Here is a 23,893-nt window from a genome sequence, read left to right as displayed (position 1 = left end):
GTAGCGGCCGCTGACACGGCCATGGGTGCCGAACACGGGCGACGGATCGGAATTCACACCCCTCGTTCCATTCATGATTAATGCTCGATAATGAAGGGGTGCCCATGAAGCCATCCGCTCGCATCTATGTCGACGGATTCAATCTCTACCGGCGGTGTCTGCAGTCGAAGTCACACCTGAAGTGGCTTGACCTCGTCGCGCTTGCCGGGTTGCTGATGCCGGGTTACCACATCGACCACGTCCATTACTTCACGGCGCACCTCCGACCTGGCCTTCTTGCCGATCCGCAGTCGCCCGTGCGTCAGCAGATGTACCTGCGAGCCCTGGAGGCTCATCCTGATGTCTCAGTCCACTTGGGATCGTTCCGGAACGACAAGCGCAACATGCCCGTGCATCCGCAGACCGTCGATCCGGAGACGGGAAAGTGGGTCACGACGGCGGTGCGCAAGCTCGAAGAAAAGGGCTCAGATGTGAATCTGGGGACACGGATGACCGCCGATGCGTTCACGCTCAAGGCCGACATCTACGTGATGGTGTCGAACGATTCCGATCTGGCCGGCACGTTGAGGATGTTGAAGAACGAATTCGGTTTTCGGACGGGCATCATTTTTCCGATGCCTAGTTCGCGAAGCTCGAAGGAGCTCATCAAGACCGACCCCGACTTCGTCGAGCACGTCACCGACGAGGTGCTGGCAGCCAGCCAGTTCCCCAGGGCGCTCACTGACCAGAAAGGCCAGTTTCACTGCCCGGCGAAGTGGGCTTAAATTCCGAAGGCCCCAGTTTCCTGAGGCCTTCTAACCGGTAACCGAAGTATCCGGGGGAGTGCCCCAATCATAGCTGCCTTGCCTGGGGTCCACTAGCAGCCAGACCGGATTTCGAACGAGATCACGGTGCCGAAAGTCCCCGGATGCGGCGTCAGGCGTCTCAGTTCTCGCCGTCCAGGATGCGCTTGCCTCGGCGCAGGGCGGTGACGATCAGCACCAGTCCGATGGACGCCTGCGTGCCGCCGACGGCGAGCCAGGAGGTGACGGGGGTGACCTGGTGCAGGAAGCCTGCGGCGAGGTAGTTTCCGATGTGGAAGCCTCCGTGCACTCCGACGGCCGCCCAGAGCGAACCCGTCCAGAGCAGCAGCCCGACGGCCAGCAGCGCGAAGCCGAAGGGCTGCGCGAGGTAGAGCACGTGCTCCCACGCCGACTGCTGGCCGCCGTTCGACACGAGGTGGATCACGGTGAACGCGAGCGTCGTCACGGCGACCGCGACGACGGGGCGATCCCTCAGGGTCCACAGCAGCATGCCGCGAAACAGCAGTTCCTCCGGAATAGCCTGCTGCACGAACGCCAGACCCAGGTAGTTGACGATCAGCAGCGCCACGAGCCACGGCGTCGCCTCTTGGTCTCCGATCAGCTCCTCGTCGGAGAGCACGGGCCCGGTGGCCGGCAGCAGCGCCATCACCGCAAGCACACTGGCCGCCGCAACCGCGACACCGAGCAGCAACCAGGCGATCGATCGGCGCCCCAAACGCCAGCCGGCGGCACGGATCGGACTGCGCTCGACCCACCGCATCCATCCCCGCACGCCGAGCACCACGACGGCGAGCACCATGACCTGCAATACAAACGCCAGCGCGAAGCCCCAGGGTGACGGGCCGCCGAAGATCTCGACGGCACCCGGGATGACGGACAGCGCGCCGGGCACGAGGCTGGCGGTGAGGTTGGCGATGATCAGGATGCCGATGGTCACGACCACTCGCACTGCGATGCCGAACGGGCCGAGGCCGAGCCGGGGAGACGCGGGCGTGGCGGGCGAGGCGGTCGTGGTGGACGGGCCGGTCTGGCCGAATGGGGTGGTCATGTCTGGCACGCTACGGATCCGGCGGACATCTGACCCGACCCCACGGTCACGTCCGGGGCTGACCCGGGTCACCGCCGGCGCTGCGCGAGTCGTGACCGCGGTCACGTGCGGCCCGCCGACTCGATTGCCTACGCTGAGAGGCATGCCGAGTATCCCGACCCGACGCGCCCTGCTGCTCGACCTCGCAGCGACCATCGGGTTGGGCGGTCCGGCCGTGATGGTGCTCTACTCCTTCGATCGCCGGCCGGCCTGGACGACGGGGGCAGTCGTGCTACTGCTCGCCGCCGCCATCATCGTCTGGGTGCTGTGGCGCCGGTCCGCGCAGCGTTCGCGCGGGTGGGCCATCGCGTTCGCCGTCATCGCGATGGTGACCATGACGTTCGGCGACGGATCCCTCTACTACGGCATCATCTGGGCGGCCTGCCTCGTGCTCGGCATCACCTTCGCGTCGGCGGTCGTGGTGTGGGGCTTCGCGGCGGCATTGGTCGCGTTGGTCGTCGTGCTGCACGTGTCGTCCGGGAGCCCGGCCGAACTCGTCGTGACTGAGGCGATCGCCACCGTGTTCTTTGCGGGCATCGGCGCGGCGGTCGCCGCCATCCTGCGTGACAGCCTGCGCGTCGACGAAGCCCTGCGCGGCGCACTCCGGCAACGGGATGCCGCCGCCGCCGAACTGCGCGCACGTCTCGACACCGACCGCGATCTCGTGCTGGCCCGCGAGCGGGAACGCACGGCGCGTGAGTTGCACGACGGCCTCGGGCATCGGCTCACCGCCATCGGCCTCTCGCTCGACTACGCCGCCCGGGTCGATGACGCGGACGCAGCGCGCGAGGAACTGCGCCGGGCACGCGAGCTCGTGGGTGAGTCCCTCGACGCGATGCGGCGTCTCGTGCGCGCGATGCATCCGGTCGAGCTCAGCACCCTGCGGAACGCGGAGGCGTTCCGGGCGGTCGCCGAGGCGTTCCGGGGCACCGGCATCGACATCCGGGTGTCGATCGAGGGCGACGATTCCGTGCTGAGCCACGAGCAGTCCCTGCTGCTTCTGCGTTTCGTTCAGGAGGGACTGACGAACGTGGTGCGGCACTCGAACGCGACATCGGCTGAACTGCGGGTGACCGTCGGCGAGACGGCGGGATCGGCATCCGGCACGCCCGCGGCGGGCGTTCAGGCCGTTGACGCCGTTGACGCCGTTCATGCCGTTCGGGCCGTTCTCGAGGACCGCGGTGTGGCCTCATCGCCCGTCTCGTTCACGGAAGGATTCGGTCTGCGCTCCCTCCGCGTTCGGGCCGAGGCGTTCGGCGGAACGCTCGACGCCGCTCCGACACCGACCGGCTTCCGGCTCTCGCTCGCGCTGTCGCCGACCGCCGAGCTGCGCAGGGCGAGCATCCCCGCGACTCAGGATGCCGCGTGAGCGCGATCCGCGTGATGATCGTCGACGATCAGGAGCTGCTGCGGCGGGGCCTGCGCATGATCCTCGAGACCGACCCGGAGATCGAGGTGGTCGGTGAGGCCGAGGACGGGATGCGGGCGCTGGCGCTCATCCCGGTACTCGCGCCCGACCTCGTTCTCGCCGACGCCCGGATGCCCGTCCTCGACGGGATCGGACTCGTGCAGCAGTGCGCTATGTCGCATCCCGGACTCCCCGTGCTCGTGCTCACGACCTTCGACGACGCGCGGCTCGTACGGGACATCCTCGACGCCGGGGCGGCCGGATTCCTCCTGAAGGACATCTCCACGGATGCGCTGACGGATGCCATCCGGCAGGTGCTCGCCGGCGGGCTCGTGCTCGATCCTCGGGTCGCTCGTGCGGCGGTGACTCCCGTGTCGCCGACCGCCGGGCATCCGGCTCTCACCGACGCCGAACAGGCCGTCGCCGACCTCGTCGCCCGCGGCCTGCCGAACGCCGAGATCGCCGCGCACCTCCACCTGGCACACGGAACGGTGAAGAACACCGTGTCGGCGCTGTTGCGCAAACTCGGCGAACCCGATCGCACGGCGCTCGCGCTTCGGCTCGCCCGCGGGGTGGCCGGGTGACGCAGTAGCGGACCGTCGTGCCGAATCGTCTCGGCCTGGGGCGCTCGCCTCTCGCGGGTCAGCGGTCGTCGCGGCGACGGCGCACACCGACCACGATCAGGACTACGCCGACGACCGCGAGCGCGAGGCCGATGTAGAGCCAGGTGCGGTCGCCGGTCATGGAGCTGCCCGGGATTAGGTTCGCACCTTGGCCCGCGAAGAGGCCTCCGATCAGCAGAGCGACGACACCGACGATGATGAGCGCCGTGCGCCCGGCTCTGCTTGGCATGGACGTCACGCTACTCGTCTTTGCGCGCGCTGGTTCGGGAAAGGCGTGGCCCCTCCGCAAATGCCGTGGAATGTGCGCAGGTGGTGGCTCGAGTTGCGCGACAGTGCGCAGATGAGCAAAGTTGGCTACAGAAGTTGAGCGATTGGGCCGGGCTTCCTAGCCTGAAACACGTGCCGATGCACGCTGGATCGACCGGCGATCACGTTGCCGGCTTGGAGGAGACCCTGATGACTGACCAGATGACCGCCGCCGTTCTCTACGAACCCGGCGACATCCGCGTGCACGAGGTTCCCGTGCCGGAGATCGGCCCGCGCGACCTGCTCGTCGAGGTGGCCGCGTGCGGAGTGTGCGGATCCGACATCCCGCGCATGAACAGCACCGGCGCCTACTACTCGCCCATCATCTGCGGCCACGAGTTCTCGGGGCACGTGGTGGACGCCGGCGGCGAGGTCACCGGGTTCTCGCAGGGCGACCTCGTGTCCGTTCCTCCTCTGCTGCCGTGCCGGGCGTGCGAGAGCTGCCTGGCCGGGGCGTTCAGCCTGTGCGAGGACTACGGGTACTTCGGCTCGCGCCGCGACGGCGCCTACGCCCAGTTCGTGAACGTGCCCGCCGACAACGCACTGCTGATGCCGCGCGGGCTCGACCCGCGCGCCGCCGCCATGATCGACCCCTCCGCCATCGCTCTGCACGCCATCTGGAAGACCGGACTGCGCGAGGGGCAGCGCGTCGCCGTGCTCGGCGCAGGACCTATTGGCCTCTTCGCCATCGAGTGGGCCAAACTGCTCGGCGCCGATGAGGTGCTCTCGCTCGACGTGAGCGAGGAGAAGGCCGCGATGGCCCGTCAGGCCGGCGCCGACCTCACCGCCATCTCCGGCGAGCACGCCCTCGACCAAGCGGGCAAGGGCTTCGACGTGCTCATCGAAACGGCCGGCGTCCCGGCCACCATCGCTCTGGCCCCGAACCTGCTCGCCCGCCACGGTCATGCCGCCTTCATCGGCATCCCGCACAAGCCCACGGAGTTCGACAAGAAGACCTTCTCCACCTTCCTGCGCCGCGAGGCATCGCTGCACGGCAGCTGGAACTCCTTCTCCTCGCCCTTCCCGGGCAAGGAGTGGACCGACAGCGCCGAGCGGCTCGCCGACGGCAGCCTGGGCTGGGAGTTCATGATCACCCACCAGCTCGGCCTCGAGGAGGTGCCCCGCATCATCACGCAGCTCGGCGAGCGCTCGATCTTCTCCTCGAAGGTGCTCTTCATGCCCAACGGCGGCGCCACCGAGGTGGCTCCGGCGTTCGCGGGGGCTACCGCTGGATCCACCGCATCCGGACCAGGCAACTGAGAGGCGCCGAGCGCGAACCATGAACGGTGACGACGAGATCCTGGCGGTGAAGGCCGCCGAGCTCTACTACGAGAGCGACAAGACGCAGGGCGAGATCGCGACCCTGCTCAGGATCACGCGCTGGAAGGTGGGGCGGCTGATCGCCCAGGCCCGCGAACAGGGCATCGTGCGCATCGAGATCGTCCACCCGCGCGCCCGGCGGCTGCCGCTCGAGCGCTCGCTCAAGGAGACGTTCGGTCTGCACGACGCCGTGGTGGTGCCCGGGCTCGGGCAGGTCGACTCCGAAGAGCTCCGCGGCCGGGTGGCCGTGGCCGCGGCCGAATACCTCGCGAGCCTGCGACCCGTGCCCCGCACGCTCGGCATCAGCTGGGGCCGCACCCTGCACGACGTCGCCATGGCGGCCAAGCAGGGCTGGGCCACGGATGTGCGGGTGGTGCAGATCAACGGCGGCGTCAGCCTGAGCCGCCGGGCGTCGACCGCCTCCAGCACCGCCTTGATGCTGGCGCAGAAGGGCGGCGGCTCAGCCACCATGCTGCCGAGCCCCGCCATCCTGGAACGGGTCGAGACCAAACGCGCCATCGAGGCCGACCGCACCGTAGCCGGCGTGCTCGACCTCGCACGCAACGCCTCGGCATACCTGTTCTCGGCCGGCAAGGTCGACTCCAGCTCGGTGCTGGTGGAAAGCGGCTACATCTCCACCTCCGAACTGCACGACCTGCGCCGCAAGGGAGCCGTCGGCGACGTGCTGGGCCGCTTCGTGGACGCCAACGGCTACCCCGTCGACCCCGATCTGGATGCCCGCACCGTGGGCATCCGGCTCGAGGAGCTGCGTTCGGCGAAGTCCGCCATCGCCGTGATCTCGGGCGAGCAGAAGCACGACATCTGCCGGATCGTGGTGACCGGGGGCCTGTGCAGCGTGCTCGTGACCGACGAGCTCACCGCCGAGCACCTGCTCGACGAATCGTTGTGCCCCTGACCGTCCCGGGCCTTCGCCCGCCCAGACCTCTCTGAACCGAACCATCCCGTCCTGAAAGGACACGACGTGACAATCGACATCACACGCCCCCTCGCTCGCGAGGTGGTGGGCGCCGAGATCTCCGACTCGAGCCTGCGCCGCTATCTCGAGGGCATCCCGGGCGTCGACGCCGTGGGCCTCGAGCAGCGCGCGGCGGGGCTCGGAACGCGCTCCATCAAGACCACCTCCAAGGCCTGGGCGCTCGACAAGATCATCGAGCTGATCGACCTCACCACCCTCGAGGGGGCGGACACGCCAGGCAAGGTGCGGTCGCTCGTGGCGAAGGCGCTGGTTCCGGATGCTGCGGACCCGTCGACCCCGCGGGTGGCGGCGGTGTGCGTCTACGGCGACATGGTGCCCGCAGCGGTGCAGGCCCTCGGCAGCGCGCATTCGGCGGGAACGGATGACGGCATCAACGTGGCCGCGGTGGCGACGGCGTTCCCCTCGGGGCGTGCCTCGCTGGCCGTGAAGCTGACAGACACCTCGGACGCGGTCGCGGCCGGTGCCGACGAGATCGACATGGTGATCGACCGCGGAGCCTTCCTGTCTGGCCGCTACGCGCAGGTGTTCGACGAGATCGTGGCCGTGAAAGAGGCCTGCCGACGAGCCGACGGCAGCTTCGCGCACCTCAAGGTGATCCTCGAGACGGGGGAGCTGAACACCTACGACAACGTGCGCCGGGCCTCCTGGCTCGCGATCCTGGCGGGCGGTGACTTCATCAAGACCTCGACCGGCAAGGTCGCTCCGGCGGCCACCCTGCCGGTGACGCTGCTGATGCTCGAGGTGGTGCGGGACTGGCATCGCCAGACCGGTGTGAAGATCGGCGTGAAGCCGGCCGGTGGCATCCGCTCGTCGAAGGACGCGATCAAGTATCTCGTGACCGTGGCCGAGACGGTGGGGGAGGAGTGGCTGCAGCCGCACCTGTTCCGGTTCGGGGCCTCGAGCCTCTTGAACGACGTGCTGCTGCAGCGGCAGAAGCTGTCGACCGGGCACTACTCCGGCGCCGACTACGTGACGATCGATTGAGAACGGGAACCTGCTGATGTCTTTCCTCGAATATGCTCCGGCTCCCGAGTCGACGGCGATCCTCGATCTGAAACCCGAATACGGCCTGTTCATCGGCGGCGAGTTCGTCGAGGGGCACGGCGAGTCCTTCGTGACGGTGTCGCCCGCGACCGGCGCAACGATCGCCACGATGGCCGGCGGCGACGCCTCCGACGTCGATCGTGCGGTGGCGGCGGCCCGGAACGCCTATGAGAAGACCTGGTCGCGGATGCCCGGCGCCGAGCGCGCGAAGTACCTCTTCCGGATCGCGCGCCTCGTGCAGGAACGCTCCCGCGAGCTGGCGGTGGCGGAGTCGCTGGACAACGGGAAGCCGATCAAGGAGACCCGCGACTTCGACATCCCCACGGTCGCGGCCTGGTTCTTCTACTACGCCGGCTGGGCCGACAAGCTCGATCACGCCGGCTTCGGCCCCAACCCGCGCGCGCTCGGCGTGGCGGCCCAGGTGATTCCGTGGAACTTCCCGCTGATGATGCTGGCCTGGAAGATCGCGCCCGCCCTGGCAGCCGGCAACACCGTGGTGCTGAAGCCCGCGTCGACCACACCGCTGACCGCCATCCTGTTCGCGGACATCCTGCAGCAGGCCGAGCTGCCCGCCGGCGTGGTGAACATCCTGACCGGACCGGGCGGCATGGGCGGCGCCCTGGTGGCGCATCCGGATGTCGACAAGGTGGCGTTCACGGGCTCGACCGGGGTTGGGCAGGGCATCGCCCGCGCCCTCGCCGGAACCCGCAAGAAGCTCACGCTCGAACTCGGCGGCAAGGGTGCGAACATCGTCTTCGACGACGCGCCGATCGATCAGGCAATCGAGGGCATCGTGTCGGGGATCTTCTTCAACCAGGGGCAGGTGTGCTGCGCCGGGTCGCGGCTGCTCGTGCAGGAGAACGTGCACGACGAGGTGGTGGAGCGCCTGAAGGAGCGGATGTCTACGCTGCGCGTGGGCGATCCGCTGGACAAGAACACCGACATCGGCGCGATCAACTCGGCCGCGCAGCTGGCCACCATCCGCGGTCTCTCCGACATCGGCGAGGCCGAGGGGGCCACCCGGTGGAGTCCCGACTGCGCGCTGCCCTCGGAAGGGTTCTGGTTCGCTCCGACGATCTTCACGAACGTATCGACCAGCCACCGGATCGCCCGGGAGGAGATCTTCGGGCCGGTGCTCAGCGTGCTCACCTTCCGCACTCCCGACGAGGCGATCGCGAAGGCGAACAACACGCCCTATGGGCTGTCGGCCGGCATCTGGAGCGACAAAGGCTCGCGCGTGCTCGCCGTCGCCGACCGGCTGCGCGCCGGCGTGGTGTGGACCAACACCTTCAACAAGTTCGATCCCGCCTCGCCCTTCGGCGGCTACAAGGAATCGGGATACGGCCGCGAAGGCGGACGCCCCGGCCTCACCGCCTACCTCGAACCCTCCGACACGGCGGCGGCATCCGCGGTGAAGACCGTGACCGCCTCCCGCTCCGCCACGAGCCGCAGCCCGAAAGGAGCCGGCAAATGAGCCGTCTCGCCGTTCCGAAGACCTACAAGCTCTACCTCGGCGGAAAGTTTCCGCGCAGTGAGTCCGGGCGCACCTACCCGGTTGTGTCGAAGAAGGGAGCCTTCGTGGCCAACGCCGCCCAGGCATCGCGCAAAGACGGGCGGGATGCCGTCGTGGCCGCCCGCGCCGCCGTGAAGGGCTGGTCGGGAGCGACGGCCTACAATCGGGGGCAGGTGCTGTACCGCATCGCCGAGCTGCTCGAGGGCCGCCGGGCGCAGTTCGTCGACGAGATCGTGACCCTCGAGGGCGGGTCGGCCGCGGCGGCCTCCCGTCAGGTCGACGAGGCCATCGACCTCTGGATCTGGTACGCCGGCTGGGCCGACAAGTACCAGCAGGTCACCGGCAGTGCCAACCCCGTCGCCGGGCCGTACTTCAACCTCTCGGTGAGCGAGCCCACCGGAGTGGTGGCGCTCGTGGCACCGCAGGGCCGCACGAACAGCCTGCTCGGCTTCGTCAGCACGGTGGCGCCCATCATCCTGTCCGGCAACACCGTGGTGGTGGTGGCCGACCAGGATGCGCCGCTCTCCGCGATCTCGCTATCCGAGGTGCTCGCCACGAGCGACGTGCCGGCGGGAGTGGTGAACGTGCTCACCGGTGCGCCGGCCGAGATCGCGCCCTGGCTGGCGGCGCACGCCGACGTCAACGCTCTCGACCTGGCCGGCGCGGAGTCGCTGGATTGGGCCGAGCTCGAGCGCACGGCGGCCGAGACCCTCAAGCGCGTGCTGCCGCCGGTGGACGGCGGCCTCGCCGAGCCGAGCCTCTGGCGCATCGTCGCCTTCACCGAGACGAAGACCGTCTGGCACACCAAGTCGCTCCTGTGAGCACCCAGGCGGTGCGCGCGTGAGCGGAGCGACCCGAGAATGTCTGCGCAGATGAGCAAACTGCCCCACATTCGTTGAATCCCGCTCCGCTCCGCCGCCATCCTGTAGTCGTTCACCAACTCTGACCAAGGAGGTTCAGATGAAGAAAGCAATCCGTTTCGTGGCCGTGGCCGCGCCCCTCGCTCTCGTCCTGTCCGCGTGCTCGGTATCGACCACCCCCGGTGGCGACACCGGAACCGGGTCGTCCGACGGCACCGTCACCATCGGCTTCAGCCAGGCCACGCAGCAGTCGCCGTTCTACGTCGAGCTCGGCGACGGCGTGAAGCAGGCCGCGGAGGCCGCGGGCGCTGGTCTCGAGTACGTGGACGCCAACGGCGACGTGACCAAGCAGAACAACGACATCGAAGACCTCATCACCAAGGGCGTCGACGTGCTGCTGATCAACCCGGTCGACCCGCAGGGCATCGCCCCCAGCATTGCCTCGGCGAAGGCCGCGGGCATCCCGGTCGTCACCGTCGACCGCTCCGCCGACGGGGCCATCGCCCACGTCGGCCGCGACAACGTGGAGATGGGCAAGCTGGTGGGCGGCGCCGTCTCCGACGCCCTGGGCAGCGCCGGCGGCAAGATCATCGAGATCCAGGGCGACGCGGGAGGCACCGTGGCCATGGACCGTTCCGAGGGCTTCCACTCCGCCTTCGAGGGCAACAGCGCCGTCACGATCGTGGCGGGCCCGTACGCCGAGTACATCCGCTCGAACGCTGTCACGGCCATGCAGGACCTCCTGCAGTCCAACCCTGACGTCAAGGCCGTGTACGCCCACAACGACGACATGGCCCTCGGCGCGCTGCAGGTGCTCAAGGAGAACGGCCGTACCGACGTGCTGGTGGCCGGCGTGGACGGACTGATGGAGGCCGTCGACGCCATCGACGAGGGCGACCAGTACCTCGCGACCGCTCTGAACGACCCGATCTCGCTCGGCTCCATCGCCGCCGAGACCGCCCTCAAGGCGGCAGCGGGCGAGGCGGTCGACGCCGAGATCGACGCCGGCACCGCCCTCGTCACCAAGGAGAACGCGGCCAAGTACGTCGGCGACACCCTGTTCGCCGAGAACAAGTAACGAACGATACGCCGATGCACCCGCATCCGTCGGCCGTGGCCCTCCGCGCACTCGCGCCGGGCCGCCGCTGACGGATGCGGGCTTCCGCATCACCCACCCCCGAACTCACCACCCACCGAAGAAGCTGAGTGCCATGCCTTCCCACTATCTCGCTATCGACATCGGAACCGAGAGCGCCCGATCCGCTGTGTTCACCGAGCACGGGCAGCGGATCGGCGACGGCAGCGCGGTCTATCCCACCGACTTTCCTCGGCCCGGGTGGGCCGAGCAGGATCCGATCGCCTGGTGGAACAGCGCTGCGGATGCGGCGCGGCAGGCGCTCGCCGAGGCGGGTCTGGACGAGGTGGACGGCATCGCGGTGGCGACCACGGCGTCCTCTGTCGTCTTCCTCGGATCGGACGGCCGGCCCCTGCGCCCCGCGATCCTCTGGATGGACGCCCGCGCCACCGAGCAGTCGGCCCGCACGGCGACCACCGAGCATCCGGCGCTCGCCTTCTCCGGCGGATCCGACTCCTCGGAGTGGCTGGTGCCGAAGGCCATGTGGGTGGCCGAGCACGAGCCGGAGCTCTACCGCGATGCGGCCTTCATCGGAGAATCGGTCGACTACCTCACCTGGCGCCTCACGGGCGAATGGGTCGGGTCGCGGATGAACGCCACCTGCAAGTGGAACTACGACCATCGTGAACCCACCGTTCCGCACGATCTGTACGAGATGCTCGGCGTCGGCGACCTCGGCGCGAAGCTGCCCCAGCGGATCGAGGCCGTCGGCGACGTGGCGGGCACCCTCAGCGAGGAGGCGGCCGCGAAGCTGGGCCTGCGCAACCGCCCCGTGGTGGGGGTGGGCGGCATCGACGCGCACCTCTCGCTCATCCCGCTGCAGGCGCTGAGCGCGCATCCGGTCTCGATCGTGGCCGGCACCTCGAACGCGTTCATCGCCGAGATGGACGAACCGCTCTTCTCGCCCACCATCTGGGGCCCGTATCCGCACGCCCTGAGCGCCGACAAGTGGCTGGTGGAGGGCGGACAGGTCTCCGCCGGTTCCTCGCTCACCTGGCTCGCCGAACGCGTGCTCGGCTACAACCGCGACCGCATCCAGGCCCTCATCTCGGATGCCGCGGCCGAGGCGCCCGTGCGCCACGGCCTGATGGTGCTCGACAACTTCATGGGCAACCGCACGCCGCTGCGCGATCCGCTGCTGCGCGGCGGCATCCTGGGCGCCTCGCTCGGCAGCACGCCGGCCCAGCTCTATCGCGCCACCGTCGAGTCGGTGGCCTACGGCACCCGGCAGGTGCTCGACAGCTTCGCCGCGTGCGGAGTGGACACCAGCGAGGTGTTCGTGACCGGCGGCATCCGGCACAACGCGCTCTGGCTGCAGACGATGGCCGACGTGCTCGGCCGGCCGGTGCGACTGGTCTCGGGCGAGAACCTCACGCTGATGGCGTGCGCGGCGATCGCGGCCGCCGCGTCGGGAGGCGGGGGAGCGTCCGATCTCGCGACCACCCGCCGGCTCTTCGTGCCGAAGGCCGTGCCGGTGGAGCACGACCCGACCGTGACCGGGCTGTTCGACGAGGCTTACGCGGTCTATCGTGGGGCGACCGCCGCCACCACCTTCGTGCACCACGCCCTGCACCGGCTGGCCGCCCGATGAGCGACGACGAGCTCGCCCTCCAGGCCGCTCAGCTGTATTACGGCACCGAGAACACCCAGGACGAGGTGGCCACGCAGATGGGCCTCAGCCGCTGGAAGGTGGGGCAGCTGCTCGCCACCGCCCGGGACCGCGGCTTCGTGCGCATCGAGGTCGTGCATCCGCACACCCGCGAGTTCGCACTCGAACGCGAGCTCGCGGCGAAGTACGGGCTCGCCGGTGCCGTCGTGGCCGCCACGGGCGGTGCCGGCCAGGAGGAGCTGCGCGGTCTCGTGGCCGTGGCCGCCGCCCGGTTCCTCGAGACGATGTCGCCGGCCCCCCAGAACCTGGGCATCAGTTGGGGACGCACCCTGCACGACGTCGCGCTCGCGCTCGGCGAGGGCTGGGGCTCCGGGGTCGACGTGGTGCAGGTGAACGGCGGCTTCAGCGCCAACGAGCGCGAGAGCACCGCCTCCATCACCGCGTCGATCATCGCCCACAAGGCCGGCGGATCGGCCGCGCTCGTGCCGAGCCCCGCCATCCTGGAGCACCTCGCCACCAAGCGCGCGATGGAGAGCGACCGGGCCCTGCGCTCCGTGCTCGAGCGTGCGGAGAAGGCCGACTCCTACCTCTACAGCGCCGGCGTCGTCGACGAGCGCTCGGTGCTGGTCGACAGCGGCTACATCACCCCCGAGGAGATGGCCGCCCTCGTCTCCCGTGGCGCGGTCGCCGACGTGCTCGGCCGGTTCATCGACGCCCGCGGCGAGATCGTCGACGCCGAGCTCGACGACCGCACCATCGGCATCTCGCTCGACGCCCTGCGCCGCTCGCGCCGCTCGATCGCCGTGATGGCCGGGCGCCCGAAGCACGCCGCCTGCCTGGCGCTGGTGCGGTCCCAGCTGTGCGGCATCCTCATCACCGATCGCGAAACCGCCCAGTTCCTCTTGGAGGCGTCATGACCACCATCCCCATCCAGACGGACGCGAGACCGAATGCCACACCGGCGGCCGACTACCGGCTCGAGATGCGCGGGATCGACAAGTCGTTCCCGGGCACCCACGCCTGCAAGGGCACCGACCTGCGGGTCGCGCCCGGCGAGGTGCACTGCCTGCTGGGCGAGAACGGCGCGGGCAAGTCGACGCTGATGAAGATCCTCTCCGGTTCGTACCTGCCCGACGGCGGGAAGATCCTGATCGACGGCGTCGCGCAGTCGTTCGCCGGGCCGCAGGACGGCATCGCCGCCGGCATCTCGGTGATCTACCAGGAGCTCGACCTCTTCCCCGACCTGACCGTGGCGCAGAACCTCTTCCTCGGCCACTCGCCGAGCGCCGGAGGCATCCTGAAGCGGCGCGCGCGCCGGCTCGCGGCCCAGGGCTTCCTCGACCGGGTGGGGGCCACCTTCTCGCCCGACGCCGTCGTGGGCCACCTGCCGATCGCCGATCAGCAGCTCACGGCCATCGCCCGCGCGCTCACCACCGACGCGAAGATCATCGTGATGGACGAGCCGACGGCCACCCTCGGCGGGGCCGACGTGGAGAAGGTGTACCGCGTCATCCGCAGCCTCAAGGCCGAAGGATGCTCGGTGATCTACATTTCGCACCGTCTCAACGAGGTCGAGAGCATCGGGGACACCGTCACCGTGCTCCGCGACGGCCGGCACGCGGCGCGCTACCCGGTGGCCGAGACCAGCCAGGACCGCTGGATCGCCGACATGATCGGTGACAAGACCTCCGAGCTCACCGCCGTGATCGACCGGCCGGCACCGGCGGGCGACCCGCTCTTCGTGGCTGAGCAGGTGACCGTCCCCGGCGTGATCGACGTGCGCGACGTGGCGGTGCGACCGGGCGAGATCGTGGGGCTCGCCGGTCTCGGCGGCGCGGGACGCACGACGTTCCTCTCGGCCGTCTTCGGCGGACGCCGGGCCCACACCCGGATGACCCTGGCCGGCAAGAGGCTACGGAACCGCTCGGTGCGCGAGTCGACCGCCGCAGGCTTCGGCCTCGTCCCCGAGAGTCGCAAGACCGAGGGACTGATGCTCGGACTCTCGATCTCGCGCAACGCGGCGATCTCGTCGATCGGGCGACCGCCCTGGTTGATGCCGCACGAGCGGGGGCGCGCGCTCACCAAGCCGGTGCTCACCGGACTCGGGGTGAAGTTCGCGAACGCGAATCAGCCGGTCGGCCAGCTCTCGGGCGGCAACCAGCAGAAGGTGGTGCTCGCCAAGTGGCTGACCCGGGGCATCCGGGTGCTCCTGCTGGACGAGCCCACGCGCGGTCTCGACATCGGCGCGAAGGCAGACCTCTACCGGCAGCTCCGGCAGCTGGCCGAGGGCGGCGCCGCCATCCTCGTGGCCAGCAGCGAACTCGCCGAGCTGATGGCCAACGCCGACCGCATCATCGTTCTGCACGAAGGCCGCAAGGCCGCCGAATTCGATCCCCGGACCGACTCCGAGGAGACCATCACACACACCATCATCAGTGGGAGGACATCATGAGCACCGTCACAATTCCCGACGTGCAGCCGACGGGGCCCACGGGGTCGGGCACACCAGACGGACCGAACCGGAAGGAGATCTGGCGCCAGCGCAGCGGCCGCTGGCTGCTGAAGGGCAACCTCCTCGTGGTGTTCGTGATCGTGATCGTGATCGCCTCGATCCTCTCGCCGGACTTCCTCTCGGTGCGGAACATCTCCAACCTGCTCCAGCAGTCCAGCCTCACCGGCATCATCGCCATCGGCATGACGCTGGTCATCCTCACCTCGGGCATCGACCTCTCGGTGGGCAGCACGGCGGCCCTCAGCGGCATGGTGGTGGCGATCGCGCTCGACGGCATGGTGCCGATCCCGCTGGCGATCCTGCTGGCGCTCGCCGTGGGCTGCGGAGCCGGCCTGATCATGGGCTCGATCGCGGCGTGGGTGCGGCTGCCCGCGTTCATCGTGACCCTCGCAGGGCTCACGGCCATCCGGGGCGTGGCGTACATCCTCACCGACGGCAAGCCGGTCGGGCAGGACCTGCCCGAGGCCTTCACGATCATCGGCGGCGGCTACCTCGGCGTGATCCCGATCACCGGGATCATCTTCATCGCGGTGGCGATCATCGCGGCGGCCGTGCTGCGCTTCACCACCTTCGGGGAGTACGTCTACGCCGTCGGCAGCAACGAGGAGGCCGCTCGCCTCTCCGGCGTGCCGGTGAAGTGGGTGCAGGCCGCGGTGTTCGGCATCTCGGGCCTCACGGCTGCGCTCGCCGGGATCCTGCTGACCAGCCGCCTCACCATCGCGCAGCCCACCGCCTTCTCCGGCGCGGAGCTCGACGCCATCGCGGCCGTGGTGCTGGGCGGCGCCTCGCTGTTCGGCGGGCGGGGCTCGATCAGTGGAACCGTGATCGCCGTTCTGCTGCTGTCGGTGCTGAAGAACCTGTTCAACCTGATGGGGATCGGCTCGTTCTTCCAGATGGTGGCGACCGGGATCATCCTGCTGCTTGCGCTCGTGCTCAACAAGTTCATCGACTCACGCGCGCGGGCGATCGGCTAGCCGGTCCACTTCGGTTGAAGAGCGCTCAGCGACTCCTCGGTGAGTGACCGCACGCGTTGCGCGGAGGGGTGCGATCAGAGGCCGAGCAGGGCGGCGAGGCCCTGCTCGCTGACGACCGGGATGCCGTAGTCGCGGGCCTTCTTCGCCTTGCCGGAGAGGGAGTCGGGGTCGGCGGCCGCGACGAGCTTGACCTTCTTCGTGACGGCATCCTTCGGCACCAGGTCGTTGGCCACGAGGATGTCGTGCCAGCGCTCGCGGGGGAGGGACATCTCTCCCGTGAGGGTCACGAGGTCGCCGGGGTTCAGCGCGAAACCACCGAGCGACGTGCCAGGGTGCTTGGGCGAGGCGGGCGCGACCTCCGGGGGAGTGAGCACCTTCTCGATCTGCGAGGGTGAGATGCGCAGCAGGGCGGCTACCGCGAGCAGGTCGGCGGTCTCGGCGTCGGTGAGGGCGCCGTCCGACCAGGCCGCTGCACCGAGCATCCAGAAGTATTCGAGGTTGAGCTTCTCGCACGCTGTGCGGCTGATGCCCAGCGATCCGGCGAGCTGGATGAGTCCCTCGGCCTCGTGTACCGACAGCACGCGATCGAGGAGCGCGCGGTCGAGCAGAGCGAGGTACTCGTTGTGCTCTTCCGGCCCCGAGAACTCGCCGAGGCTGTCGGTGATGCGCTCCAGGAAGTGGTGGTCATTGCCGCTCTGCGCGTGCTCCCGCGGGTACCACGGCGTGCCCCGGCTGGGGAGGCGCCCGTAGGAATAGGTGGCGGCGCGGTCGAGGTGGTCCGACCATCCGGAGCGGTCTTCCGAGTGCGCGATGTACGAGGCGAGCAGTTGTGCTGTGGCGTGGGCGTCGACGGATGCGCGGTGTGCGCCCTCGAGCCGGATGTCGAACGCGGCACAGCAGTCGACGAGTGCCCGGCCCGAGCCGGGCAGATACACGCGGGCGAGCTGCATCGTGCAGACCGAGACGAGGTCGTTGCTGGTCCAGACGTCTGCCCGGGCGAGCTCGGCTAGGAGGAAGCGGGTGTCGAATGACGCGTTGTGAGCGACTAGCACCCGGCCGTCGAGCAACTCGATCAGTTCGGGCGCGATGTCGGCGAAGGTGGGCGCTCGCAGGATCTCGGCGGCCGAGATGCGGTGGATGTCCTGCCGGCCGAGATCGCGGCCCGGGTTGAGGAGTGTGTCCCAGCGGCCCGTGATCGTGCCGTCCGGGTCGGAGTGGACGACCGCCACCTCGATCGCGCGATCGGTTCCGTTCGGGAAGAGACCGGTGGTCTCGAAGTCGATCGTGGCAAAGCCGGGTGCGCCCATCCGGCTACCGTATCCGACAGGTGTCGCAATCCTCTCGCCCTAGAAGTGGGGGCGCTTGGCTCCTAGTCGGCATCGGGCTCGAGGATGCGCGCGACCGCCGCGATGGCGGCAGTTCGGCGCGAGGCATCCGTCGCCCGGGTGTCGGCCGAGAGCAGGCCGACGGGGGCCGTCTGCCAGGCCTGGGCGATGGCGTAGATGATGACTAGGAGGTCGACCGCGCTGAAGGTCGACGACGCCTGCGACTGGAGCGCCTCGGCCTTGCTGAGGTAGGCCTCGAGGGGCTCGGATGCCGCTTCGGGGCGCTCTAGTTGCGCCCAGAGGCAGATGCGGAGCACCTCGGGGGTGTCCCGATGGAAGTCGTAGAGCTCGCCCACCCAGCGCGGCAGGTCGCTCGGGATCGGCGGCACGGCCTCCGCCATCCGCGTGATCGCATCGGCCAAGGCGGCGTCGAAGAGGCCGTTCTTGTTGCCGAAATAGGCGTAGATCATCCGCACATTGCTCTCGGCCACCCGGGCGATGCGGTCGATCCGGGCGCCGGCGTAACCGTGCGCGGCGAACTCCTCGCGCGCCGCCAACAGGATCTTCGCCCGCGTCGCCTCCGCATCTCGTTGCACCATGGTGCTAGCGTATAAGTAAATGAATACTTACTTAAGGAGCGACATGGATCCGCGGATCGAACAGGCGCTCGCCATCACCCCGGCGAGCCGGGCACGCGAGCGCACGATCGACATCACCACCATCGGCGCTCGCACCGGGCGCGCCCGCCGCATCGAGGTGTGGTTCTACCGGGTCGACGGGCAGATCTACCTCTCCACCTCACCCGCCCGGCGCAGTTGGTACGCGAACCTCGTCGCGAATCCCGCCTTCACGTTCCACCTCAAGAACGGGGTTCGCGCCGACCTGCCCGCCGTCGGGACCCCGATCCTTGACCCGGGCATCCGCGAGGCCGTCTTCTCGGCGATCATCGCCGACCTCAATCAGCCCTGTCACCCGGCCGGCATCCGCCAACCCGTCGGATCGCTCGACGAATGGATGCAGGGGAGCCCGCTCGTGCATGTCGAGTTCACCGAACAGGCAGCGCGATGACCGCGACCGAGACCGGGCCTCGCGTCGCCCTCGTCACCGGCGCGAACCGCGGATTGGGGCGCGCGACCGCGCTCGCGCTCGCCGGCCGGGGCATCCGGGTCGTGCTCACCTACCGAGGCGACGCGGGCGAGGCGGCGCGCGTGGTTCAGGAGATCCGGGATGCCGGGGGAGACGCCCTGGCGGAACGGCTCGATCTGGCCGACATCGATTCGTTCGCCGCCTTCCGCGACGCGGCTGTGCGGCACGCGGAGGAGCGCTGGGGCGTGTCCGGTCTGCACGTGCTCGTCAACAACGCGGGCGTCGGGCTCTTCGGGCCGCTGGCTGAGGTCACGCCTGCCGACTTCGACACGGTCGTCGGCACCAACCTGCGCGGCACCTTCTTCCTCATCCAGGCGCTGGCACCGCACCTCGTCGACGGCGGGCGCATCATCACCGTCTCGACGTCGCTCACCCGCCACGTCAGCCCGGGGACCTCGCTCTACTCCGCCTCGAAGGCGGCCGTAGAGTCGCTCACGCGCAGTCTCGCCGTCGAACTCGGACCCCGCGGCATCCGGGTCAACAGCATCGCACCCGGCCCGACGGCCACCGACTTCAACGGCGGCGCCATGCGCGACGACCCCGAGGTGCGTCGCATCCTGGCCGGCAGCACTGCCTTGGGCCGGGTCGGCGAGCCCGCCGAGATCGCGGATGCCATCGCGGCACTGGCCTCGGACGACCTGCGGTGGGTGACCGCCGAACGCCTCGAGGTCTCGGGAGGAAGCCTGCTCTGAGTGCGCCGGGTGATCGGTTTGCGGCCTACTAGGAGGTCGGCACCGCCTGCGAGCGCGCTGCCGCCACCTCGAGGCCACGCTCGGTCGTCGGGAAGCTGCTCAGCGCATCCTGGATCTCATCGGCGGTGAAGTTGGCGCCGAAGAGGGGGCTGTGGGGCTGGAGGGTGATGCTGTCATGCAGGGTTCCGGCGAGCACCGGGTCGAAGCCCGATGCGTCCACGAGCGTGGCGACGGCGGCGAGTGCGGCCTCGTCGTCGCCGGCGACCGCGATTGCCTTGCGGCCTGGCGTGCCGGCCGGGGTCGGGCCCTCGTCGAGGTCGTGGTAGCCCATGTGGTTGTAGGCCTTCACCACTCGGGAGGAGGGGAGGAAGGACTGGATGAGCTCGCTCGTCGAGACACGGGGGTCGTTGAGGTCGTCGCGGATGCCGTCGACCTCCCACCAGTAGTTCATGGCGTCGATGACGAGCTTGCCCTCGAGCAGGTGCGCCGGGATGGAAGGGTACTTGCCCAGGGGGAGGGCGAGGATGACGATGTCGGCGTCGCGGGCGACCTCCTCGGCGGTGGTCGCGTGGGCTCCGGGGGCGAGCACGTCGATGATGAGCGCGATCTTGCTGGGGCTGCCGGAACCGGCGATGAGCACGCGGTAGCCGGCCGTGAGGAGCAGGCGGCTGAGGACGGTGCCGACCTTGCCGGCGCCGAGGATGCCGATGGTGGGGAGGGCGGAGTCAGTGGGGTGGGTGAGCGGGGTTTCAGGCATGGGGTGCTCCGGTGAGTGGGCGGGGTCGGTGGTCGTTGTCTCAGGAATGGGTGGCGCCGATCGGGTGAACGGGGTGGGTGGTCGGCGCTTCTTGCGACGGTGAGGTCACCCCCGCCCCCGCCTCCGACTGCTCGCGGCGCTCGGCGGCGAGCAGCTCGCGCACGCGGGGCGCGACGCGGGTGCCGAAGAGCTCGATCGTGCGGGCCCGCGCGTCGACCGGCAGGCCGCCGATGTCGTACTTGAGGTCGAAGCGGCTGATGTGCAGCTCGTGCGTCATCCGCACGATCTTCCGCGCCACCGTCTCGGGGGAGCCTACGAAGAGCGCCCCCGTGGCGAGCTCGAGCTCGTAGCGCTCGCGCGTGGGCGGGTAGAAGCCGCGCTCGCGGCCCATCTGCGTGACCATCGGCTCCCACGCGCGCCACCAGGTCTCGGAGGCCTCCTCGTCGGTGTCGGCGATCAGGCCCAGCGCGTGCTGGCCGACCGGCTGCATCGGCTGGCCGAACTGCTCGAGCGCGCGGAAATACAGGTCGACGTGACCCGCGAAGCGCTCCGGCTCACCACCGATGATCGCCAGCATGAGCGGCAGTCCGTAGCGGGCGGCACGGATGACCGAATTGGGACTGCCACCGACGCCGATCCAGGTGGGGATGCCACCCGGACGCATCTGCGGATGCAGCGTCTGCTCGGTCAGCGGCGCGCGAACCGTCCCCGACCACGTCGTCGGCATCTCGCGCTGCAGCTTCATGAACAGCTCGAGCTTCTCCTCGAACAGCGTCTCGTAGTCGGCGATGTCGTAGCCGAACAGCGGGAACGACTGGATCTGGGATGCTCGCCCCAGCACCAGCTGCGCCCGCCCGTTCGACATCGCGTCCAGCGTCGAGAACTCGTTGTAGAGCCGCACCGGGTCGTTCGTGCTGAGCACTGTGACCGCCGTGCCCAGACGGATGCGCTCGGTCGCCGTGGCGATGCCGGCCAGCAGCACCGGGGTGGCCGAGTCGACGTAGCCCTCGCGGTAGTGCTCGCCCACGCTGAAGACGTCGAGGCCGACCTGCTCGGCACGCTTGCCTTCCTCGACCACCAGGCGCACGGTATCGGCGTCGGACAGCGTGCGACCGCTGCCGTCGGTCGGGACGTCGCCGAAGGTGTTCAGACCGAATTCGAGTGAACCGGTGGGGGTGGGGGTGGTGGCCGTGCTCACGGGTGCCTCCTGGGGCTGGGGCGATTGCGGTGGTGCGCCGCATCCTTATGATTGACATGTCAACTAGGAGGATGCGTGGAACATTCCCGCCCCGACGGCCACCGCCGGTCGCCGACCGCGCACGACCTTCGCGTGTGGCGCGACTTCGTGGAGACGGGTGACCGCATCCGTTCTCTCCTCGCGGCACGGCTGCAGGCCGAGTCGGGGATGTCGACGGGGGACTACGCGGTGTTGCTCGCGCTGTCGGAGGCCGCCGGAAACCGGATACGACCGTCCGATCTGGCCACCGCCATCGACTGGGAGCGCAGCCGCCTCTCGCATCATCTCGGTCGCATGGAGGCGCGGGGCCTCGTGACGCGGGAGGCGTTCGCCGCAGACAGCCGCGGGGCCGAAGTGGTGCTGACCACGGAAGGCGCCTCAGCGTTCCGCCGCGCCTCGGTGGCGCACCTCCGTGCCGTGCAAGAGCTGTTCATCGAGGCTTTCGGGGCAGGCGAAGAGAGCGGGCTCGGGGCGGTCGAAGACGTTTCTCGCGCCCTGCGCGCCCACCTCGCCCGGCGAGACATCGAGATGCGGTTAGCGGATGCCGATATTTCGAGGACCGACCCCGTATAAGGCGTCGGTCGCCGGTATTCCTGCATGGCTAACCGAAACAGGCGCCTGGTGGCGGCATCCGTCAGCGGCACTGCTCGTCAGGAGCCGTCCTTGCGGGTTTCGGCGGCGATCCCCTTGGCGATCGTGACGATCCACGGGTTGGCCGACCAGAGGCCGTCCTTGCCCTTCGTGTAGAGCACGTCTTCGACGCCCCTGCGCACGGGGCTCTGATTCCCGGCCCCCTCACGAGTGTGCCTCAGGGAACGCGGATTCCGGTGCGGTAGTTTCGCTCCTCGTGTCGGAAGAACGGGAGCAGGAACCGCAGCAGCCGGTGGTGTCGCGCGGGGCGGGCATCCGTGTGCGCGACGTCGACCTCGGGGCGCGGTCGCTCATCGGGAGCGGGGCTGCGACCGAGGTGCACCGGCTCGAGGCGTTCACCGTGCCGGGGCACCAGGGCGGGGTCGCCGTGGTGAGCATCCGGGATCGTGACGCGACGCACTGGGATTCCGCCGCGCTCTCGCGGCTGGTCGCCCTGCGCTGGGGGCTCGACGCGCGCGAGCGTGCGCTGCTCGACGGGCTCGCCGCCTGGCCGCTGGCCGTGGTGGAGGGCGACGGCGGAGACGTGGTCGGATGCCTCGTGCCGCTGGCCGCGCATCCCTTCTACTACCTGCCCGCCGAGGAGAAGAACCCGGGCAAGGTGCCGCAGCAGGCCAAGTGGCTCGTGGTCGCGCCGAAGCGGGCCCGGCGGGCCGGCGCGGCGGCGGTGGGGGAGCGGGATCTGGTGGCGCGGGCCACGGTGCTCGCGCGGGTGTGCCTGCTGCTCGAGCTGCTGCATCGGCACGGGGTGGTGTTCGGCGACCTCTCCGACCAGTCCGTGCTGTTCGGGGCCGGCGACGTGGCCGAGGCATTCGTGGTGGGGTGCGAGGGCGCGACCGTCGGCGGCGAGTCGGGCGACCCTGGCCTCCAGCGCAACAGCGCCGGATGGGCCGCCCCCGAGACCATCGAGAACGCGGATGCCGGCGACGGCAAGACGGAGCCGTCGATGTCGCGGGCTCCCTCCCTGCAGTCGGCCGAGACCGACCGCTACAAGCTCGCACTGCTGATCCTGCGTATGCTCGCGCCGGCCGGCGACGGGCTCGAACGCAGCCGGGATGCCGACCGCATCCGGAGCGTGCTCGACGAGACCGGGCAGCGGATGATGCACGACGCCCTCGAGGGTGCTCCGGATGCTCGGCCCGGCGCCGCCGACTGGTACCGGTACCTGCGCGGCGTGATCGTCGAGAGCCTGACGGCACCGAGCATCCGGAGCGTCTCGGTGAGCCCGGCGCTCGTGGCGGAGGGGGATGAGATCCGGCTCGAGGTCGAACTCCGCGGGGCGAAGCAGCTCACGATCGAGATGCCGGGGCGCGCCGACATCACGCGCGAGGTCGGCGGGCGGGTCGTCTCCGAACGGTTCACCGCGCGGCAGACCGGACGCATCCGGGTCCGCGCCACGAACGCCCACGGCGAGGACGTGGCGCTGACCGATCAGGTGCGGGTGCTGCCGGTGCCGACGCCGGCGCGCATCGCCATCGCGACGCCGGAGGTTCCGGCGGGGCTCGGCGTTCTGCCCGACCTGGCTTCGCTCGAGGCGGCACTCGGGATCTCGACGCCCCCCAGCTCGGGAACGGGCGGGGGTGCGAGCGACGGCGCGCACGAGGCATCCGGTTCGTTCTCGCCGTTCGACCGCGTCGCGGACCTGCGCGCCCGGCTCGACGCCGACGCACTGCCGCTCCGGGACGTGCTGCAGATCGGTCTCGAGGCCGAGCGGGTGTCGCGCGACCGCGACCGCCTCTTCCCCTCCTTCGAGGAGTTTCTCGGCGACGTCACCTCGCGGAAGGGCACGACGCGACCGGGTGCGTGACGCTTAGCGAACCGGCACCCGACTTCGCAAGCCCTCGTGCCGGATGCTCATGCTCCTCTAGGGTGATCTCGGCCGTGTCGACCATCCACG

At 69.6% G+C, this 23,893-nt stretch carries 24 protein-coding genes; 17 read left to right on the top strand and 7 right to left on the bottom strand.

Annotation, left to right across the window (positions count from 1 at the left end):
* Positions 1 to 104: 104 nt before the first annotated feature.
* Positions 105 to 764, top strand: a complete 660-nt coding sequence (locus ACN4JJ_RS14910; RefSeq protein WP_440710669.1) for an NYN domain-containing protein — start codon at positions 105 to 107, stop codon at positions 762 to 764.
* 160 nt (positions 765 to 924) lie between these two features.
* Here the strand turns inward: ACN4JJ_RS14910 and ACN4JJ_RS14905 are convergent, their stop codons facing one another.
* On the bottom strand, positions 925 to 1,851 hold the full coding sequence (locus tag ACN4JJ_RS14905; protein WP_440710668.1) for a CPBP family intramembrane glutamic endopeptidase: 927 nt from the start codon (positions 1,849 to 1,851) through the stop codon (positions 925 to 927).
* 142 nt (positions 1,852 to 1,993) lie between these two features.
* Between ACN4JJ_RS14905 and ACN4JJ_RS14900 the strand changes: the two genes are divergently transcribed.
* Both ACN4JJ_RS14900 and ACN4JJ_RS14895 read left to right on the top strand, forming a co-directional pair.
* Positions 1,994 to 3,259, top strand: a complete 1,266-nt coding sequence (locus ACN4JJ_RS14900) for a sensor histidine kinase (RefSeq protein WP_440710667.1) — start codon at positions 1,994 to 1,996, stop codon at positions 3,257 to 3,259.
* Positions 3,256 to 3,882: a response regulator transcription factor gene (locus ACN4JJ_RS14895; RefSeq protein WP_440710666.1), complete on the top strand. Its 627-nt coding sequence runs from the start codon at positions 3,256 to 3,258 to the stop codon at positions 3,880 to 3,882. The genes ACN4JJ_RS14900 and ACN4JJ_RS14895 overlap by 4 nt, the downstream gene beginning before the upstream one ends.
* Before the next feature lie 58 nt (positions 3,883 to 3,940).
* On the opposite strand, the gene ACN4JJ_RS14890 is transcribed toward ACN4JJ_RS14895, so the two are convergent.
* Positions 3,941 to 4,150, bottom strand: coding sequence for a hypothetical protein (locus ACN4JJ_RS14890; protein WP_440710665.1), 210 nt, complete (start codon positions 4,148 to 4,150; stop codon positions 3,941 to 3,943).
* A 227-nt stretch (positions 4,151 to 4,377) separates the two neighbouring features.
* Here ACN4JJ_RS14890 and ACN4JJ_RS14885 point away from each other — a divergent pair, with 227 nt between their 5' ends.
* The 10 genes from ACN4JJ_RS14885 to ACN4JJ_RS14840 all read left to right on the top strand — a co-directional run bounded on the left by ACN4JJ_RS14885 (position 4,378) and on the right by ACN4JJ_RS14840 (position 16,191).
* Complete coding sequence (locus ACN4JJ_RS14885; RefSeq protein ID WP_440710664.1) at positions 4,378 to 5,487, top strand: galactitol-1-phosphate 5-dehydrogenase; 1,110 nt, start codon at positions 4,378 to 4,380, stop codon at positions 5,485 to 5,487.
* Positions 5,488 to 5,506: 19 nt separating this feature from the next.
* Entirely contained in the window at positions 5,507 to 6,463 is a 957-nt protein-coding gene (locus ACN4JJ_RS14880) for a sugar-binding transcriptional regulator (protein ID WP_440710663.1), read from the top strand.
* 66 nt (positions 6,464 to 6,529) lie between these two features.
* Positions 6,530 to 7,528, top strand: a complete 999-nt coding sequence (gene deoC / locus ACN4JJ_RS14875; protein ID WP_440710662.1) for a deoxyribose-phosphate aldolase — start codon at positions 6,530 to 6,532, stop codon at positions 7,526 to 7,528.
* Between the two features lie 16 nt (positions 7,529 to 7,544).
* Complete coding sequence (locus tag ACN4JJ_RS14870; protein ID WP_440710661.1) at positions 7,545 to 9,062, top strand: aldehyde dehydrogenase family protein; 1,518 nt, start codon at positions 7,545 to 7,547, stop codon at positions 9,060 to 9,062.
* On the top strand, positions 9,059 to 9,922 hold the full coding sequence (locus tag ACN4JJ_RS14865) for an aldehyde dehydrogenase family protein (protein WP_440710660.1): 864 nt from the start codon (positions 9,059 to 9,061) through the stop codon (positions 9,920 to 9,922). Before ACN4JJ_RS14870 ends, ACN4JJ_RS14865 begins: the two co-directional genes overlap by 4 nt.
* Positions 9,923 to 10,061: 139 nt before the next feature.
* Positions 10,062 to 11,039 (top strand): substrate-binding domain-containing protein, encoded by a 978-nt coding sequence (locus tag ACN4JJ_RS14860; RefSeq protein WP_440710659.1) that lies wholly within the window; start codon positions 10,062 to 10,064, stop codon positions 11,037 to 11,039.
* A gap of 133 nt (positions 11,040 to 11,172) precedes the next feature.
* Positions 11,173 to 12,687, top strand: a complete 1,515-nt coding sequence (locus tag ACN4JJ_RS14855; protein ID WP_440710658.1) for an FGGY-family carbohydrate kinase — start codon at positions 11,173 to 11,175, stop codon at positions 12,685 to 12,687.
* Positions 12,684 to 13,622, top strand: a complete 939-nt coding sequence (locus tag ACN4JJ_RS14850) for a sugar-binding transcriptional regulator (RefSeq protein ID WP_440710657.1) — start codon at positions 12,684 to 12,686, stop codon at positions 13,620 to 13,622. The genes ACN4JJ_RS14855 and ACN4JJ_RS14850 overlap by 4 nt, the downstream gene beginning before the upstream one ends.
* Positions 13,619 to 15,157 carry a sugar ABC transporter ATP-binding protein gene (locus ACN4JJ_RS14845; protein WP_440710656.1) on the top strand — a complete coding sequence of 513 codons (1,539 nt, stop codon included), beginning with the start codon at positions 13,619 to 13,621 and terminating at the stop codon, positions 15,155 to 15,157. Before ACN4JJ_RS14850 ends, ACN4JJ_RS14845 begins: the two co-directional genes overlap by 4 nt.
* Positions 15,154 to 16,191, top strand: coding sequence for an ABC transporter permease (locus ACN4JJ_RS14840; RefSeq protein ID WP_440710655.1), 1,038 nt, complete (start codon positions 15,154 to 15,156; stop codon positions 16,189 to 16,191). Before ACN4JJ_RS14845 ends, ACN4JJ_RS14840 begins: the two co-directional genes overlap by 4 nt.
* Positions 16,192 to 16,265: 74 nt before the next feature.
* On the opposite strand, the gene ACN4JJ_RS14835 is transcribed toward ACN4JJ_RS14840, so the two are convergent.
* Together ACN4JJ_RS14835 and ACN4JJ_RS14830 are read right to left on the bottom strand one after the other, a co-directional pair.
* Complete coding sequence (locus ACN4JJ_RS14835; protein WP_440710654.1) at positions 16,266 to 17,498, bottom strand: exonuclease domain-containing protein; 1,233 nt, start codon at positions 17,496 to 17,498, stop codon at positions 16,266 to 16,268.
* A 62-nt stretch (positions 17,499 to 17,560) separates the two neighbouring features.
* Positions 17,561 to 18,115 carry a TetR/AcrR family transcriptional regulator gene (locus tag ACN4JJ_RS14830; RefSeq protein ID WP_440710653.1) on the bottom strand — a complete coding sequence of 185 codons (555 nt, stop codon included), beginning with the start codon at positions 18,113 to 18,115 and terminating at the stop codon, positions 17,561 to 17,563.
* A gap of 43 nt (positions 18,116 to 18,158) precedes the next feature.
* Between ACN4JJ_RS14830 and ACN4JJ_RS14825 the strand changes: the two genes are divergently transcribed.
* Together ACN4JJ_RS14825 and ACN4JJ_RS14820 are read left to right on the top strand one after the other, a co-directional pair.
* The gene (locus ACN4JJ_RS14825; RefSeq protein ID WP_440710652.1) at positions 18,159 to 18,584 is read left to right on the top strand and encodes a nitroreductase/quinone reductase family protein; all 426 of its coding nucleotides are present in this window, start codon (positions 18,159 to 18,161) and stop codon (positions 18,582 to 18,584) included.
* The gene (locus tag ACN4JJ_RS14820; protein WP_440710651.1) at positions 18,581 to 19,354 is read left to right on the top strand and encodes an SDR family NAD(P)-dependent oxidoreductase; all 774 of its coding nucleotides are present in this window, start codon (positions 18,581 to 18,583) and stop codon (positions 19,352 to 19,354) included. The genes ACN4JJ_RS14825 and ACN4JJ_RS14820 overlap by 4 nt, the downstream gene beginning before the upstream one ends.
* Before the next feature lie 28 nt (positions 19,355 to 19,382).
* On the opposite strand, the gene ACN4JJ_RS14815 is transcribed toward ACN4JJ_RS14820, so the two are convergent.
* On the bottom strand, positions 19,383 to 20,111 hold the full coding sequence (locus ACN4JJ_RS14815) for an NADPH-dependent F420 reductase (protein WP_440710650.1): 729 nt from the start codon (positions 20,109 to 20,111) through the stop codon (positions 19,383 to 19,385).
* 40 nt (positions 20,112 to 20,151) lie between these two features.
* Entirely contained in the window at positions 20,152 to 21,309 is a 1,158-nt protein-coding gene (locus tag ACN4JJ_RS14810; RefSeq protein WP_440710649.1) for an LLM class flavin-dependent oxidoreductase, read from the bottom strand.
* 132 nt (positions 21,310 to 21,441) lie between these two features.
* Here ACN4JJ_RS14810 and ACN4JJ_RS14805 point away from each other — a divergent pair, with 132 nt between their 5' ends.
* Complete coding sequence (locus ACN4JJ_RS14805; RefSeq protein ID WP_440710648.1) at positions 21,442 to 21,921, top strand: MarR family winged helix-turn-helix transcriptional regulator; 480 nt, start codon at positions 21,442 to 21,444, stop codon at positions 21,919 to 21,921.
* A 77-nt stretch (positions 21,922 to 21,998) separates the two neighbouring features.
* Here ACN4JJ_RS14805 and ACN4JJ_RS14800 read toward each other — a convergent pair whose 3' ends face one another.
* Positions 21,999 to 22,121 carry a hypothetical protein gene (locus tag ACN4JJ_RS14800; protein ID WP_440710647.1) on the bottom strand — a complete coding sequence of 41 codons (123 nt, stop codon included), beginning with the start codon at positions 22,119 to 22,121 and terminating at the stop codon, positions 21,999 to 22,001.
* A 74-nt stretch (positions 22,122 to 22,195) separates the two neighbouring features.
* On the opposite strand from ACN4JJ_RS14800, the gene ACN4JJ_RS14795 reads away from it, so the two are divergent.
* Positions 22,196 to 23,803, top strand: a complete 1,608-nt coding sequence (locus tag ACN4JJ_RS14795; protein WP_440710646.1) for a hypothetical protein — start codon at positions 22,196 to 22,198, stop codon at positions 23,801 to 23,803.
* The last annotated feature ends 90 nt before the right edge of the window (positions 23,804 to 23,893 follow it).

Origin of the sequence: Herbiconiux dendrobii (assembly GCF_052048175.1) — a bacterium.
GTDB lineage: Bacteria > Actinomycetota > Actinomycetes > Actinomycetales > Microbacteriaceae > Herbiconiux.
Note: the sequence above shows the minus strand (reverse complement) of the source record. Positions and strands in the feature narration are given on the sequence as shown.